This window comes from Micromonospora psammae, assembly GCF_036902725.1.
In the GTDB taxonomy this organism is placed as follows: domain Bacteria; phylum Actinomycetota; class Actinomycetes; order Mycobacteriales; family Micromonosporaceae; genus Micromonospora.
This window is the reverse complement of record NZ_JBAKHM010000008.1, coordinates 42,569-55,905: the sequence shown is the minus strand read 5'-3', so window position 1 is coordinate 55,905 and position 13,337 is coordinate 42,569. Positions and strand designations below refer to the sequence as shown.

18 protein-coding genes are annotated in these 13,337 nt (G+C 73.8%); 7 read left to right on the top strand and 11 right to left on the bottom strand.

Annotation, left to right across the window (positions count from 1 at the left end; translation table 11 throughout):
* Window positions 1-118 precede the first annotated feature (118 nt).
* From V6U79_RS12815 to V6U79_RS12795, 5 genes are all read right to left on the bottom strand, one after another.
* Entirely contained in the window at window positions 119-535 is a 417-nt protein-coding gene (locus V6U79_RS12815) for a CBS domain-containing protein (protein ID WP_334525720.1), read from the bottom strand.
* A 63-nt stretch (window positions 536-598) separates the two neighbouring features.
* Complete coding sequence (locus V6U79_RS12810; protein WP_334525723.1) at window positions 599-1,039, bottom strand: PPOX class F420-dependent oxidoreductase; 441 nt, start codon at window positions 1,037-1,039, stop codon at window positions 599-601.
* 156 nt (window positions 1,040-1,195) lie between these two features.
* Window positions 1,196-2,221: an aspartate-semialdehyde dehydrogenase gene (locus V6U79_RS12805; protein WP_334614772.1), complete on the bottom strand. Its 1,026-nt coding sequence runs from the start codon at window positions 2,219-2,221 to the stop codon at window positions 1,196-1,198.
* A gap of 72 nt (window positions 2,222-2,293) precedes the next feature.
* The gene (locus V6U79_RS12800; protein WP_334614771.1) at window positions 2,294-3,640 is read right to left on the bottom strand and encodes a M16 family metallopeptidase; all 1,347 of its coding nucleotides are present in this window, start codon (window positions 3,638-3,640) and stop codon (window positions 2,294-2,296) included.
* The gene (locus tag V6U79_RS12795; RefSeq protein WP_334525732.1) at window positions 3,637-4,929 is read right to left on the bottom strand and encodes a M16 family metallopeptidase; all 1,293 of its coding nucleotides are present in this window, start codon (window positions 4,927-4,929) and stop codon (window positions 3,637-3,639) included. Before V6U79_RS12795 ends, V6U79_RS12800 begins: the two co-directional genes overlap by 4 nt.
* Window positions 4,930-5,032: 103 nt before the next feature.
* Here V6U79_RS12795 and V6U79_RS12790 point away from each other — a divergent pair, with 103 nt between their 5' ends.
* Window positions 5,033-5,767, top strand: a complete 735-nt coding sequence (locus V6U79_RS12790; RefSeq protein WP_334525734.1) for a phosphodiesterase — start codon at window positions 5,033-5,035, stop codon at window positions 5,765-5,767.
* On the opposite strand, the gene V6U79_RS12785 is transcribed toward V6U79_RS12790, so the two are convergent.
* Together V6U79_RS12785 and V6U79_RS12780 are read right to left on the bottom strand one after the other, a co-directional pair.
* The gene (locus V6U79_RS12785; protein WP_334614770.1) at window positions 5,734-5,949 is read right to left on the bottom strand and encodes a hypothetical protein; all 216 of its coding nucleotides are present in this window, start codon (window positions 5,947-5,949) and stop codon (window positions 5,734-5,736) included. The two genes, V6U79_RS12790 and V6U79_RS12785, sit on opposite strands and share 34 nt — an antisense overlap.
* 70 nt (window positions 5,950-6,019) lie before the next feature.
* Window positions 6,020-7,174 carry an alkaline phosphatase PhoX gene (locus V6U79_RS12780; RefSeq protein ID WP_334525740.1) on the bottom strand — a complete coding sequence of 385 codons (1,155 nt, stop codon included), beginning with the start codon at window positions 7,172-7,174 and terminating at the stop codon, window positions 6,020-6,022.
* 313 nt (window positions 7,175-7,487) lie between these two features.
* Between V6U79_RS12780 and V6U79_RS12775 the strand changes: the two genes are divergently transcribed.
* The 3 genes from V6U79_RS12775 to V6U79_RS12765 are packed head-to-tail and all read left to right on the top strand — an operon-like array spanning window position 7,488 to window position 9,097.
* A complete protein-coding gene (locus V6U79_RS12775) occupies window positions 7,488-8,573 on the top strand; it encodes a 3-deoxy-7-phosphoheptulonate synthase (RefSeq protein WP_334614769.1) in 1,086 nt (361 codons plus the stop codon).
* A gap of 40 nt (window positions 8,574-8,613) precedes the next feature.
* Window positions 8,614-8,838 (top strand): hypothetical protein, encoded by a 225-nt coding sequence (locus V6U79_RS12770; RefSeq protein WP_442933318.1) that lies wholly within the window; start codon window positions 8,614-8,616, stop codon window positions 8,836-8,838.
* A gap of 46 nt (window positions 8,839-8,884) precedes the next feature.
* On the top strand, window positions 8,885-9,097 hold the full coding sequence (locus V6U79_RS12765) for a hypothetical protein (RefSeq protein WP_334525747.1): 213 nt from the start codon (window positions 8,885-8,887) through the stop codon (window positions 9,095-9,097).
* Between the two features lie 61 nt (window positions 9,098-9,158).
* On the opposite strand, the gene V6U79_RS12760 is transcribed toward V6U79_RS12765, so the two are convergent.
* Genes V6U79_RS12760 through V6U79_RS12750 form a run of 3 tightly spaced genes read right to left on the bottom strand, consistent with a single transcriptional unit; the run spans window position 9,159 to window position 10,383 of the window.
* On the bottom strand, window positions 9,159-9,701 hold the full coding sequence (locus V6U79_RS12760; protein ID WP_334525750.1) for a DUF1360 domain-containing protein: 543 nt from the start codon (window positions 9,699-9,701) through the stop codon (window positions 9,159-9,161).
* A 44-nt stretch (window positions 9,702-9,745) separates the two neighbouring features.
* Window positions 9,746-10,072, bottom strand: coding sequence for a hypothetical protein (locus V6U79_RS12755; protein WP_334525752.1), 327 nt, complete (start codon window positions 10,070-10,072; stop codon window positions 9,746-9,748).
* Window positions 10,072-10,383 (bottom strand): DUF6158 family protein, encoded by a 312-nt coding sequence (locus tag V6U79_RS12750; protein WP_334614768.1) that lies wholly within the window; start codon window positions 10,381-10,383, stop codon window positions 10,072-10,074. Before V6U79_RS12750 ends, V6U79_RS12755 begins: the two co-directional genes overlap by 1 nt.
* A 116-nt stretch (window positions 10,384-10,499) precedes the next feature.
* On the opposite strand from V6U79_RS12750, the gene V6U79_RS12745 reads away from it, so the two are divergent.
* On the top strand, window positions 10,500-10,931 hold the full coding sequence (locus tag V6U79_RS12745; protein WP_334614821.1) for a hypothetical protein: 432 nt from the start codon (window positions 10,500-10,502) through the stop codon (window positions 10,929-10,931).
* 25 nt (window positions 10,932-10,956) lie between these two features.
* Window positions 10,957-11,283: a DUF3817 domain-containing protein gene (locus tag V6U79_RS12740; RefSeq protein ID WP_334525757.1), complete on the top strand. Its 327-nt coding sequence runs from the start codon at window positions 10,957-10,959 to the stop codon at window positions 11,281-11,283.
* A gap of 7 nt (window positions 11,284-11,290) precedes the next feature.
* Here the strand turns inward: V6U79_RS12740 and V6U79_RS12735 are convergent, their stop codons facing one another.
* Entirely contained in the window at window positions 11,291-11,803 is a 513-nt protein-coding gene (locus V6U79_RS12735; protein WP_334525760.1) for a DUF6232 family protein, read from the bottom strand.
* A 494-nt stretch (window positions 11,804-12,297) separates the two neighbouring features.
* Here V6U79_RS12735 and V6U79_RS12730 point away from each other — a divergent pair, with 494 nt between their 5' ends.
* Window positions 12,298-13,275 (top strand): C40 family peptidase, encoded by a 978-nt coding sequence (locus V6U79_RS12730; RefSeq protein WP_334614767.1) that lies wholly within the window; start codon window positions 12,298-12,300, stop codon window positions 13,273-13,275.
* Window positions 13,276-13,337 lie beyond the last annotated feature (62 nt).

The following is a 13,337-nucleotide window of genomic DNA, read 5'->3' as shown; positions in this document are numbered from 1 at the left end:
GGGGATCCCCGTCCGGTGCGCGCTCAACCTCGCCCGGACCGGGTGAGTCGCAGCGAGCCGGAACGCGCGACGCCGGCCCCCGCGTACGGGGACCGGCGTCGGGTGTCCACGGCGGACGTCAGTTGTTGGGATCGTCGGCGCTGATGTCGGCGAGCACCGACTGGGGCTCCCGCTCGACCGCCAGGTCACCCATCGACACCAGCCCGACCAGCCGCCCGTCGTCGATCACCGGCAACCGGCGTACGGCGTAGGTGCGCATCAGGTCGGCTGCCGCGACGGCGTCGTCGTACTGGCTGACCGTGACCACGTCCTTGCTGGTGATCGCGTTGAGCTGGGTGGTGTTCGGGTCCATGTTCGCGGCAACGCCCCGGACCGTGATGTCCCGGTCCGTCACGATGCCGACCACGTTGTCGCCGTCGGTCACCACCACGTCGCCGATCGCGCTGTCACGCATCTCCTGAGCCGCGGCGGTGAGCGTGTCGCTGCCGTCCATCGTCACCAACCGGGTCGTCATGAACTCTCCGACCGTTGTCATGGTGCTCCCCTCTCGGTGTCGGCACCGCCGTCTACCCGCCGCTCCCGGACAGGTAACGCACGGTCACCGGTGCGGGGGCATGCCGTAGATCCGCTCGACGTGCAGGCGCAGCACGAGCCGCTCCTCGGCGACCATGGCGGCCCGGAAGTCGTCCCAGTCGGGGTGTTCGCCCTGCACCGTCCGGTAGAGCCCGATCAGTTCCTCCACGGTCGCATCGTCCGCCCGCCGCGCGACCGGGGTCAGCTCGGCCCGCGCCTCCGCCACCGCGTACGCCCAGCCGTCGTCGCTGCTGACGTGGAAGCTGGCGCGCGGGTCACGACGCAGGTTGGCGGTCTTGGCCCGCCCCTCGGTCACCGACACCCGGATCAGCCCACGCTCCCGGTCGAAGGAGTAGACCACGTTGGACAGCTGCGGCCGCCCGTCCCGTTTGATGGTCACCAGCACTCCCAGCCACCGGCTGGCGATGAGGTCGGTGAGGGCCTGCTGGGTCTTCTCGTCCGCCATGGTGCCTCCGCGTCGGCTCGTCGTACCGGTCTCCATCCCACCGCATCCGACGGCGATCGGCGGGTCGGACGCGTGAAGATCCGACCGGCGTGCGGCTGCGGTGACGCGACCGCCCGTCTCCCCGCCGGAGTCGACGGGGAGACGGGCGGGCGGCGGTCAGCGGAGGCCGGCGGCGACCAGTTCGGCGAGCTGCACCGCGTTGAGCGCGGCGCCCTTGCGCAGGTTGTCGTTGGCGCAGAAGAGCGCCAGCCCGTGCTCGACGGTCTCGTCGGCGCGGATCCGGCCGACGTACGTCGGGTCCTGGCCGGCCGCCTCCAGCGGGGTGGGCACGTCGGACAGGGCCACGCCCGGCGCGCCGTCGAGCAGCTCGCGGGCCCGGGCCGGGGTGATCGGCCGGGCGAAACGGGCGTTGATCTGGAGCGAGTGGCCGGTGAAGACGGGCACCCGTACGCAGGTGCCGGAGACCTTCAGGCCGGGGATCTCCAGGATCTTGCGGCTCTCGTTGCGGAGCTTCTGCTCCTCGTCGGTCTCGAACGAGCCGTCGTCGACGATCGAGCCGGCGAGCGGGAGCACGTTGAACGCGATCGGCCGGGCGAAGGAGCGCGGCGCCGGGAACTCGACCGCGGCGCCGTCGAAGGCGAGCCCGGTGGCGTCCTCGGCGACCTTCCGGACCTGCTCGTCCAGCTCGGCGACGCCGGCCAGGCCGGCCCCGGAGACCGCCTGGTAGGTCGAGACGACCAGGCTGACCAGCTCCGCCTCCTCGTGCAGCGGGCGCAGCACCGGCATCGCGGCCATCGTGGTGCAGTTCGGGTTGGCGATGATGCCCTTCGGGCGGTCGGCGGCGGCGTGCGGGTTGACCTCGGCGACGACCAGCGGCACCTCCGGGTCCATCCGGAACGCGGACGAGTTGTCGATCACCACCGCGCCGGCGGCGGCGACCCGGGGGGCGAGCTCCTTCGCGGTGCCCTTGCCCGCGGAGAAGAGCACGATGTCGAGCCCGGAGTAGTCGGCGGTGGCCGCGTCCTCGACCGTCACCTCGCCGTCCCGCCAGGGCAGGTTCCGCCCGGCCGACCGGGCGGAGGCGAACAACCGCACCTGCTCCGCCGGGAACTCGCGCTCCGCCAGCACCTGCCGCATCACGCCACCGACCTGGCCGGTGGCCCCCACAATGCCGATCCTCATGCCCGCGAGGCTACCCACGCCGCCGGTCCGGGCGGGAATGCTTTCCCACCGCCCGGACCGGATTCGCCCCGATCAGGGCGTGGCGTCGGTCACCTCACCGAGACCGGTCGCGGTGAGTTCGTCCCGGATCGTCGCCGCGTCACCCTCCACCACCAGGGTCAGCGCCTCCGGGTGCAGGTGCGCGGCGGCCGCCGCGGAGACCTGCGCCACGTCGGTGGCGAGCAGCGCCTCGCGCAGCTGGGCGTGGTAGTCGTCCGGCAGGTCGTGCACCACCAGGGTGGTCAACGCCGAGGCGATCGCCCGGGGGCTCTGCAGCTCCACCGAGAGCTGGCCGGCCCGCCAGAAGCGGGCCACCGCCAGCTCGTCCTCCGTCACCCCGTCGTCCCGGGTACGGGTGATCTCCCCGACCGCCTCGACCAGCGCCGGCGCGGTCACCGCCGTCTGCACCCCGGAGCTGACCGCGAACCGGCCGAACCGGCGGGAGGAGGCGAAGTCGCCCCGGATGCCGTACGTGTAGCCGCGCACCTCACGGATGAGGTGGTTGAGCCGGGAGGTGAAGGCGCCGCCGAGCACCGTGCCGGCCAGCGTCATCGGCACGTGGTCCGGGTGCGCGCGGTGCGGGGACGGGTGCCCCAGCCGCAGCGTCGACTGCACCGAGCCGGGCCGGTCGACCAGGATGATCCGCCGCCCGGGGCGGGACGGGACCTCGATCGGGCCGCCCCGCTCGACCGGGCCGCCACCGGTGCCGGCGAACACCGCCGCGCCGAGCGCGTCCAGGTCGAGCCGGTCCAGGTCACCGGCGACGATGAGCGTCCCGGGGCGGATGAACCACTCGGAGTGGAAGACGGTGACGTCCTCGACGTCGAGGCCGGCCACCGAGTCCGGGTCGCCGTACATGGGGCGGCCCCAGCGGTTGTCGACGCCGAACAGGTCGGCGCGGAGCACCGCGTCGGCCCGGGGGCCCGGGTTGGCCCAGTCCATCCGCAGCGCGGTGGCCTCGTCGTCGCGGACCCGCCGCACGTCGTCCGGGTCCAGCCGGGGTGTGCGCACCGCCTCGGCGAGCAGCTCCACCGCGGCGCTCAACCGGTCCACCGGCACCTGGACGCTGACCTGGAAGGAGTCCCAGTCCAGCCCGGTCACCAGCTCGGTGCCGAGCCCCTCCACCGCCAGCGCGTACGCGGTGGCGTCCCGCTGCGCGGTGCCCTCCTCCAGCGCCTTGGCCAGCACCGCGCCGAGCCCCTCCTTGCCCACCGGCTCGCGGCCGGCGCCAGCGTCGAGCAGCAGCAGCGCGACGGCGAGGTTCTGCCCCGGCAGGTGCGCGGCGACCACCCTGCCGCCGGCGACGTCCCGGCGGACCACCGTCGGGAACCGGTACGGGCGGGCGGTGCCCGGTCCGGGACGGGCGGTGATCAGCGTCATGAGGTCTCCTCCGGCACGTAGGTCAGGGTCGCCCGGTCACCGGCGCCGAGCACCTCGGTGGCGAGCTCGGCGATCTGCTCGGCGGTCACCGCCAGCCAGGCGGGCAGCCGCTCGGCGGCCTTCGCCGGGTCGCCGAACTGGGTGGCGTAGCGGCCGAGGGTGTCCGCCCGGCCGTCCACGGTGGACATCTGTCGCCACCACGACGTGCTGAGCAGCGCCTTGGCGCGGTCCAGTTCGGCGTGGGTGACCGGCACGGTGGCCAGTTCGTCCATCACCTCGGCGACGCCGGCGGTGAGCCGCTCGGCGGTCACCCCGGGACGGGCGGTGGCGGTGGCGATCAGCGGGGCCGGGGCGTGGGCCAGGTCCACCCCGTACGCCCCGACGAGATCCGGCTGGGCGATCCGTTCCCCGTCGGCGAGGCGTTGGTAGAGGCGGCTGCCCCGGCCGCTGCCGAGCACGGCGGCGAGCACGGTCGCCACGTCGTACCCGGGGGTGCCGAACGGATGGGTGCGGTGGGCGACGTACACCCGGGGGGCCGGCACGTCGGCGGTGACCGTCTCGACGGCGGCCGTGGCGGTCGCCGGGACGGTCCGGCCGTCCGGCGCGGCGGGGATGTCCGCGCGGGCGGGCAGCGCGCCGAAGTACTTGTCGGCCAGCGCGAAGACCTCGGCGGCCGAGGCGTCGCCGACGACGGTGAGCACGGCGTTGTTCGGCGCGTAGTACGTCGCGTGGAACGCCTGGAAGGTGGCCAGGTCGGCGGCGTTCAGGTCGGCCATCGAGCCGATCGTCGCGTGGTGGTACGGGTGCCCCGGCGGATAGAGCAGCGGGAGCAGCCGGAGCCAGGCGTCGCCGTACGGGACGTTCTCGTAGCGCTGCCGCCGCTCGTTCTTGACCACGTCGCGCTGGTTGTCCAGCGTCGCCTGGGTGAGCGCCGGCACCAGGCCGCCCATCCGGTCGGCCTCCAGCCAGAGCGCCAGCTCCAGGTGCTCGGCGGGCACCGTCTCGAAGTAGTTCGTCCGGTCCGGGTTGGTGGTGGCGTTGAGCGAGCCGCCGGCCCCCTGGATCAGCTTCATGTGCTCGGTCTTGGCGACGTTGATCGAGCCCTCGAACATCAGGTGCTCGAAGAGGTGGGCGAACCCGGTCTGCCCCTCCGGTTCGTGCCGGGAGCCCACGTCGTACCAGAGGTTGACCGCGACCGCCGGGGCGGTCCGGTCCTCACTCACCACCACGCGCAGGCCGTTGTCCAGTCGGGTCGTCTCGATGGGCCAGGGGTAACCGCTCTCGGGCATGACCCGACGCTATCCGATCTCCCGAGCGCAAAGGTGACGTGTGGGCCCCGGCGAGCCGGGTCCGGGGGGCATCGACCGCGCGGCGCGGGGTACCGGTGGGGGCATGCCCACCCCCTGCACCGCCGCGGCGGCCGTCGCCGTCGCCGGCACGGCCGCCGCACTCGCCCGTTGGCGGGGGGCCCGGCTGCTGCATCCGGCGGGCCGCTCGTTCGCCGCCGAGGTGATGATCTGGGGTACGCCCGGACCCCCGACCGGCGTGGACCTGCTCGACCTGCCCGGGCGGCACCGGGCCACCGTCCGGCTCTCCAAGGGGGTGCCCACCCCGGGCCGCTGGCCGGACGTCCTCGGCCTGGCGGTGCGGCTGCACCTGCCCGAGGGGCGCGCGTTCGACCTGCTGGCCAGCTCCAGCGGCGCGGCCCCGGTGCTGCGGAATCTGCCGCTGCCCCGCCGAGGCTTCACCGGGACGTACAGCACGATCATGTCGTACCGGGCCGGAGCCCGGCGGCTCTGGCTGGCCGCGCTGGCCGACCCGGACTCGCCCGACCTGGGCCGGGGCCTGGCCGAGCTGACCGGCGCGACACGGGCGGACGCGCCGCGGCTGGTGCTCGCGGTCGCGTCCGCCGTCGGCCCGTGGCGCCCGGTCGGCCAGCTCACCCTCGGCGATCAGTTGGACGCCCGGACGGACGCCGCGCTCGCCTTCGACCCGGTGGGGAACCTGCCGCCGGGCCTGCGGGCGGTGGGGCCGCTCACCTGGCTGCGCGAGCACTCCTACCGGGGGTCCCGCCGGGGCCGGGGCGCGTCGGTTCAGTCGGGGGGCTCGACCGGGGTCGCCGTCTGATCGGAGGTGCGGTGCTCCAGCACCGTGTCGGGGGCGGCGTTGCGGTCCTCCTCCCGGATGTCGGACTCGTTGAGGATGGCGTCGGCCTGGGCCTGCGGGTCGTCGCTGCCGACCGCCGCCTCCTCGGGCAGCAGGTGGGCACGGGACTCCACCCGCTCCTGGTCGCTCTGCTCGTGACTCATGTCGCGCCTTGTACCCCGCCCCCCACCCGCCTACGCCGGGCGGGAGGGACCGGCCCGGCGGACGGTTCGCTCAGCGGAACGGGCCGCGCACCTCGTAGGTGATCCCACCGGAGGAGGAGCCGGAGGTGCCGCGCTGGGAGGAGAAGTAGAACCGGGTGCCGTCCGGGGAGAAGGCCGGGCCGGTGATCTCCGAAGAGGACTGCCCGTTGATCCTGAGGAAGGGCGTGACCACCTCGTCCGGGGTGATCAGGACGATTTCCATGTTGCCGCCGTCCTCGGCGACGTACAGGTCGCCGGAGCGGGAGCCGGTGATGTTGTCCACCCCGGTCAGCGGGGCGCCGCCGCCGACCACCAGCGAGTCGTCGTACGCCAGGTCGATCCGCTGGTTGACCGCGTCGTACGCCCAGACCCGGTTGTCGCCCTTGGTGGTGAACCAGCAGGTGCCGTCGGCGTACCAGCAGCCCTCGCCGCCGTTGAACCGCTTCGCCCCGGAGACCTGGTTGCGGGTGTAGGTCGGGGAGCCGTCCGGGTCGGGGACCCGGGCCCAGCTCACCGGGCCGCTGGTGGCGGTGCCGGCGACCAGCACCTCCAGGGTGCCGCTGGACAGGTCGCCCCAGACGGTGGGGCGGAACCGGTAGAAGCAGCCGCTGCTCTCGTCCTCGGTCAGGTAGATCACCTTGCGGTCGGGGTCACAGGCGGCGGCCTCGTGGGTGAACCGGCCCATCGCGGCCCGCCGCACCCCGGCCCTGCCGCCCTGCGGGTACGTCTCGTAGACGTACCCCAGGTTGACCTCCTCCCCGGAGAGCCAGGTCCCCCAGGGCGTCGCGCCGCCGGCGCAGTTGCGGTTGGTGTTCGACAGGATCCGGTACGCCGAGGCGACGCTCCCGTCGGCGTTGAACCGGACCGCCGAGGCGCCCCCGGTGGCGGAGATCTCCGAGTTGGAGACGTAGATCCAGCCGGTGCCGGCGGTGAAGCAGGCGCCGCCGTCGGGCGCGTCGTGCCAGGTGTACGACGTCCCGGCCACGGCCTGCCGGGACCGGGCGACGATCCGGCTGGTGAACCCGGCGGGCAGCTGGATGCCGCGCGCGTCGGCGGCGCCGAGCGGCCCGTACGGGCCGGGGCCGGGTTGGGCGGGGGCGGCCAGCGCCGCGCCGGACCAGAGGCTGCCGGCGAAGGCGGCGGCTCCACCGGCGACGGTGGCGCGCAGGACGGTACGACGGTCCATCGGATACCTCCGGGGGTGCGGTGTGTGGCGATGAAGTTACCGCCGGAGGCATCGACGGAGGTGAAATCCAGGCGAGCCTTTCGGGACGACCGGGTGAGCCACCGGCGTCCGGTCGGGTACGCTGACCGACGTGACGCGTGCGTATCGATGGTTTAGGCAGCCGGCTGCGATGCCGGTGACCTCACCATGAGCTGACGTCACCGCGTTTCGAGCCGGCCGGGCAGGAGCTGAACGCTCCTGCCTTCTGCATTCGAGCAGCCGGCTCGACCCGGGCACCGGCCCCGGGGCACGGTCGGCGGAAGGAAAGCCCACCGTGACGACCCCGGAGACCGGCGCGGTCATCGATCAGCGCATCGACCGCGTCGTGCCGTTGACCACGCCCGCCCTGCTCCTGCACGAGCTGCCGTTGGACGCCCCGCTCGCCTCGGCCGTGCTGGCCGGCCGGCGCGCGGTCGGCCAGGTGCTGGACCGCGCCGACGACCGCCTGCTGGTGGTGGTGGGGCCGTGCTCGGTGCACGACCCGGCCGCCGCCCTCGACTACGCGCACCGGCTGCGGGAGGCCGCCGCCCGGCACGCCGAGGACCTGCTGGTGGTGATGCGGGTCTACTTCGAGAAGCCGCGCTCGACGGTGGGCTGGAAGGGCCTGATCAACGACCCGGCGCTGGACGGCTCCGGCGACGTGAACGCCGGCCTCCGCACCGCCCGCGCGCTCCTGCTCGACGTCCTGCGCCTCGGCCTGCCGGTGGGCTGCGAGTTCCTCGACCCGATCACCCCGCAGTACATCGCCGACACGGTGGCCTGGGGCGCGATCGGCGCCCGCACGGTGGAGAGCCAGGTGCACCGCCAGCTCGCCTCCGGCCTGTCCATGCCGATCGGCATGAAGAACCGCCCCGACGGCAGCATCGGCACCGCGGTCGACGCGATCCGGGCGGCCGGCGTGCCGCACGTCTTCCCCGGCATCGACGTCTCCGGCACCCCGGCGATCATGCACACCCGGGGCAACGCCGACGGGCACCTGGTGCTGCGCGGCGGTGGGGGCCGGCCGAACTACGACGCGGAGTCGGTCGCCGGCGCACTGGACCTGCTGCGGGCCGCCGGCCTGCCGGAGCGCCTGGTGGTCGACGCCAGCCACGCCAACAGCGGCAAGGACCACCGCAACCAGCCCCTCGTCGCGGCCGACGTGGCGGGTCAGCTCGCCGCAGGTCAGCGCGGCATCGTGGGGATCATGCTGGAGAGCTTCCTGCTCGAGGGCCGGCAGGACCTGGACCCGACCCGGGAGCTGACCTACGGCCGCTCGGTCACGGACGCCTGCATCGGCTGGGACACCACCGCCGAGGTGCTGGCGCACCTGGCCGCCGCCGTCCGCACCCGCCGGGCGACCCTGCCCACCCCCGCCTGACGGGAAGTTTGACCGTTTCGGGCCGGGGTAGGTGGGCGGGGTGAGCGATGAGGCACCCGTGACCGACGAGGTCGACACCCGGCAGCTCGACGAGCTGCTCGACGACATCTACCGCGGCCAGGAACGGATCAGCCAGGCGGACATCCACCGGCGGGCGATCGCCGCGCAGCTCCCGGCGGCGCTGCTCGCGCGGATCGAGGCACTCCCCCAGGGCGAGTACTCCGTGGACGAGGCGGCCGACGCGCTCGGCGGGTCGGCGACGTGAGCGCGCCGGCCAGCGGGTGCCCGAGGACGACCGAGAGGACGAGGGCATGACGCAGCACAGGGACCACGAGGACGAGGCGCTGCCCGCCCTGGGTCAGCCCCCCGAGGGCCGGGACACCCTTCCCGAGCCGGACTTCGCCAACGAGCACGACCGCACCGCGGTCGACCGGGACGTGGTCACGGGCGAGGACGAGGGCGAACGGGAGCCGGAGGCGGCGCGCGGCTGGGCCGGCGAGGACCACGGCACCACCCCGACCTGAGGTCGGACGACGCGAAGCGGGGCCGGCGGACGACGTCCGCCGGCCCCGTTCGTCGTCCGGTTCACTTCTCGTCGTGGTGTCCCCGCTCGGCCGCCTGCTGGGCGACCGCGTAGCCCATCTGGAGGAAGTCGGAGGCGGCGACCGCGGTCAACGCGGTGGCCACCAGGCGGGTCAGCCGCGGCGCCAGGACCAGGCCGCTGGTCAGGCCGGTGGCCACCCAGACGGCGAGGCAGAACGGGCAGCTGAGCAGCTCGCCGATGGCGTGCCGGGTGGAGCTGCCCTGATCACGGACCTGCTCCATCACCTCGCCGCTGCCGATCGGGTGGTCGTAGCGGGTGAACGGCGCGCGCAGCGGGCTGGTGATGGCGTCCTTGGAGAGCAGCCGGCTCAGCTTGTGGGTGGCGATGGAGAGCAGCACCACGTCGGCGGGGGCCGGCCGGTCGGGCACCGGTCGCCCGGTCGCCCTCACCAGCGTGACGATGGAGGCGGTCACCCCGGCGTACGTCCCCATCGCCGCCAGGTAGCCGCCCAGCGGCCGGTACTCGTGCGGCGCGTACGCCTGGCGCAGCCGCGCCACCTTCTGCTTCAGGCCACTCTCGGGCACCCTGGTCTCCTCGGTCGTCGGGCAATGGTGGTCGGCGGACTTCGTCAGCCCGCGGTCAGGTTGTCGGCCACCTCGCGCGCGAGATTGGCCAGGGACTCGTCGGCCAGCCCGTCGGCGGCATCGCCGGTGAGCTCCAGCCGGGCGAGGGAGCCACCGGAGTCGGCCGGTTCGACCCACAGCTCGGCGGACCAGCCGTCACCGGAGCCGCTGTCCCAACGGGCCCGCAGCTGCTCGGCGTCGGCCTCCGCCGGCTTGTCGCCGTCGTGGCGCAGCGGCGCGGGCAGCCACGCGGACACCCGGGCGGGGTCGGTGGCCGTGCTGAACACCACCTCGGGCGGGGCCGACATCCCCTGCTCGGCGCGCGCCGCCATCAGGCGTCCCGCAGCCGGCTCGGGTCGACCTCGCGCCCGGGGTGCCGCGCCAGGTACTCGGTCTCCATCTCGGCGGTGCGCCGCAGGTGGTTGGCGAGCGCGGAGTCGGCCGCGTGCCGCAGCGTGTCCAGCCGGGTGCGGTGCAGGCTCTGCAGCTCCCGGATCAGGTCCTCGTCGGCCAGCTCCGCCGGGTCCACCCCGAGCACCTCGCCGTCGACGTCCGCGCCGGTGCTCCGGCTGTCGTCGCCGTCCCACTCGGTGACCCGCTGCTCCGGGCTCACGTCACCGGACTGCCGTACTGATTCGGTCATGTCGCCCCCCTGGTTCGTTTGGGCTCGCGTCTAGACGGATGCCCACACCCGGTGTCACCAAACCCGCCTACGACACCGTGTCGGAGACGGCGGGCCAGCCCGGTACGCTCGACGCCATGAAGCGGCTCTGGACACCGGCGTGGATCGCCCGCCACGTGGCCATGGTCGTGCTGGTGGGCGGATTCCTGGCGCTGGGCTGGTGGCAGATCAGCCGCGCCGCCTCGGGCAACACGCTCAGCTGGGCGTACGCGGTCGAGTGGCCGATCTTCGCCGCCTTCGTGGTCTTCGTCTGGTGGCGTGAGGTCCGGCACACGCTGCGCGGGCCGGCCGCCGCCGCCGCCGAGCCGGCCACCGCCGACGACGCCGTGGTCACGGCCGGTGACGCCGCGTCCACCCGCACCATCGGCGCGGTACGGCGGCCGGTGCGGGTCGTCCGGGTGCCGGCCGCGGTCGACGAGCCGGTCGACGCCGACCTGGCCGAGTACAACCGGTACCTGACATGGTTGAACGCCAACCCGGGCGCGAAGCCCGGTGACTATCCCGGCTGAGGCCGGTGCGGAAGGACGGACGACGGTGGGCGGAGCCCTTACCCGGTACCGCGTGATCGCCTGGATCGTGGGCGTGGCGCTGGTCGTGCTGGTGCTGATCGGCATGCCGCTGAAGTACGCGTTCGACGAGCCGATCGTGGTGGCGGTCGTCGGCACCGCGCACGGCTGGCTCTACATGCTCTACCTGGCCGCCACCTTCGACCTGGGCCGTCGGGTGCACTGGCCGCTCAAGCGGATGCTGCTGGTGATGCTCGCCGGCACGGTGCCGTTCGTGTCGTTCGTGGCCGAGCGGCGGGTGACCCGGGACCTGGCGGTCGAGCGGCCGCGCACCCCGGAGCCGGCCGCCCTCTGAGCGGTCCTCAGCGCGCCGGCCGCCAGTAGGTGGCCGTGCCGGCCGGGTCGTCGGCGTCGTCGTACCGGGTCAGCTCGCGGGCCCGGCGCAGCGCCTCCGTGACCTGGTCGAGCTGCCGCTCGTCGTCGGCGCTGAAGAGCAGCACCTCGACGCCGCCACAACTCCCCCACAGCTCGTACGCCGGCGGCCGCCACCGGTCGCCGGCGAGCACCAGCAGCACCGGCAGCAGCGAGACCGCCCCCAGCACCAGGTACGCCCCGGCGGTGAGCCGTGCCAGCCCGCCGGTGAAGCCGAGCAGCACTCCGGCGCCGCCGATCATGACGGCGGTGACCACCACGGCCCGGACGGCCGACCGGTCGTGCGGCCCCCGGCCGGTCCGCAGGTGGGTGAGGTCGGCGACGGCGAAGGTGTTCCGGCCGACGGTGAACCGTTCGGTGGTCACCACGATGCCGGGGCGCGCGTAGAGCAGCGTGGTGCGACGCGCCGAGCGCGGCGCGCGGGCGAAGTGTTCTGCCTGCACGGCGTCCTCCCAGGGCCGGCGGCGCCGATGCTTCCACCGGCGACGGTCCTGCGTACGGCGGGATTTCCGGTGCCGGGCTCCATTCTGTTGCCGGTCCGCCAGCCCGCCGGACGGTTTTCGGCCCTGGTAGCGGCGGCGGCGGTCGGGGCGTCGCCGGCAACCGTCCGGCCTTTCGGATTTGTCCGTCGTTTCCCTCCCGATCCATGGCGGCATCCGTCGAGAACGACGAATCCGGCGAAGGCCGCGTTCACCACTTTCGCCTTCGACACGCCGGACGGAGCGACACGCCAGCATCACCGGTTGTCAGCACGCACAGCGGCAATAGCTGCCTCTTTGCCAACATTCGCCCCGGCTTCCACTGCGCGTCACTCCCGTCCCGGGATAGGTTGAGCGGGCCGGCACGGGGCGTCGCCATCCACCCGGATGGCCCCGCTGACGGTGCCGCCGGAGGCGTCAGCACCCTCCGGCGACCGAGCGAGAGGAGCCTTCCGCTCTTGTCGTCCTCACGATTGCTGATGCGCACGCTCGTGGTCGCCGGCCTCTCCGCCGTGTTGATCGCCCCGGCGGTGGAGGTTCGGGCCGAACCGTCGGTCACCGAGCTCACCGCGCGGATCGAGAAGTCCTCCACCGAGCTGGAACGGATCGTCGAGTCCTACAACAAGCTCAACGAGGAGATCAAGGCGAACAAGGCCACCGCGGCCTCGCTCCATGCCAGGATCGGGCCGCTGGAGGCCCAGACCGCACAGAGTCGCGCGGACGTCGGCGAGCTGGCCTCGACCGCCTACAAGACCGGCGGTCTGCGGACCGCCCGGGCCCTGCTGGAGCCGGGCTCCGCCTCGCTGACCGACCGGCTGGGCACGCTCGACCACCTGACCCGGCAGCGCCAGGCCCGCATCTCCGGCTTCACGACGCAGCAGCGGCAGCTGCTCGCCGAGAAGTCCCGGCTGGACGCCACCCTGGCCCGGGAGGCCGCGCAGGCCCGCAGCATGACCAACACGAGGAAGAGAATCGAGAAGGACCTGTCGCGGCTGTACGAGATGCGCCGGCAGGCGTACGGCCGGGCGACCGAGGAGGCACCGAAGCGGAGGCCGAAGTCGGCTCCCGCCGACGACGCGCCGGCCGTCTCCGGTCAGGCCGGGGTGGCGGTGCGCTACGCGTACGGGGCCCTCGGCAAGCCGTACGTCTGGGGCGCCGACGGGCCGAACGGGTACGACTGCTCCGGGCTGACCTCGGCGGCGTGGCGGGCGGCGGGCAGGTCCCTGCCGCACAACACCCGGATGCAGTGGGGTGTGGTGAGCCACATCAGCCGTGGCGAGCTGCGCCCCGGGGACCTGGTCTTCTACAGCGGCCTGGGGCACATGGGCATCTACGTCGGCGGCGGTCAGATCATCGACGCGCCGAGCGCCGGACGCAACGTGCTCAAGCGGGACATGGACATCATGCCCATCCAGGGCTACGGCCGGGTGCGCTGACCGGCGGCAGGTACGGCGAACGGCCAGCGTCCCCCTATCGGACGCCGGCCGTTCGCCGTCAT

What these genes read in the sequence shown, in the direction of transcription:
- V6U79_RS12750 (WP_334614768.1), bottom strand. Translation starts at nt 10,383, where the DNA reads ATGACCGAATCAGTACGGCAGTCCGGTGACGTGAGCCCGGAGCAGCGG.
- V6U79_RS12810 (WP_334525723.1), bottom strand. Translation starts at nt 1,039, where the DNA reads ATGGCGGACGAGAAGACCCAGCAGGCCCTCACCGACCTCATCGCCAGC.
- V6U79_RS12805 (WP_334614772.1), bottom strand. Translation starts at nt 2,221, where the DNA reads ATGAGGATCGGCATTGTGGGGGCCACCGGCCAGGTCGGTGGCGTGATG.
- V6U79_RS12780 (WP_334525740.1), bottom strand. Translation starts at nt 7,174, where the DNA reads ATGGACCGTCGTACCGTCCTGCGCGCCACCGTCGCCGGTGGAGCCGCC.
- V6U79_RS12785 (WP_334614770.1), bottom strand. Translation starts at nt 5,949, where the DNA reads ATGAGTCACGAGCAGAGCGACCAGGAGCGGGTGGAGTCCCGTGCCCAC.
- V6U79_RS12755 (WP_334525752.1), bottom strand. Translation starts at nt 10,072, where the DNA reads ATGGCGGCGCGCGCCGAGCAGGGGATGTCGGCCCCGCCCGAGGTGGTG.
- V6U79_RS12815 (WP_334525720.1), bottom strand. Translation starts at nt 535, where the DNA reads ATGACAACGGTCGGAGAGTTCATGACGACCCGGTTGGTGACGATGGAC.
- V6U79_RS12765 (WP_334525747.1), top strand. Translation starts at nt 8,885, where the DNA reads ATGACGCAGCACAGGGACCACGAGGACGAGGCGCTGCCCGCCCTGGGT.
- V6U79_RS12790 (WP_334525734.1), top strand. Translation starts at nt 5,033, where the DNA reads ATGCCCACCCCCTGCACCGCCGCGGCGGCCGTCGCCGTCGCCGGCACG.
- V6U79_RS12795 (WP_334525732.1), bottom strand. Translation starts at nt 4,929, where the DNA reads ATGCCCGAGAGCGGTTACCCCTGGCCCATCGAGACGACCCGACTGGAC.
- V6U79_RS12745 (WP_334614821.1), top strand. Translation starts at nt 10,500, where the DNA reads ATGAAGCGGCTCTGGACACCGGCGTGGATCGCCCGCCACGTGGCCATG.
- V6U79_RS12800 (WP_334614771.1), bottom strand. Translation starts at nt 3,640, where the DNA reads ATGACGCTGATCACCGCCCGTCCCGGACCGGGCACCGCCCGCCCGTAC.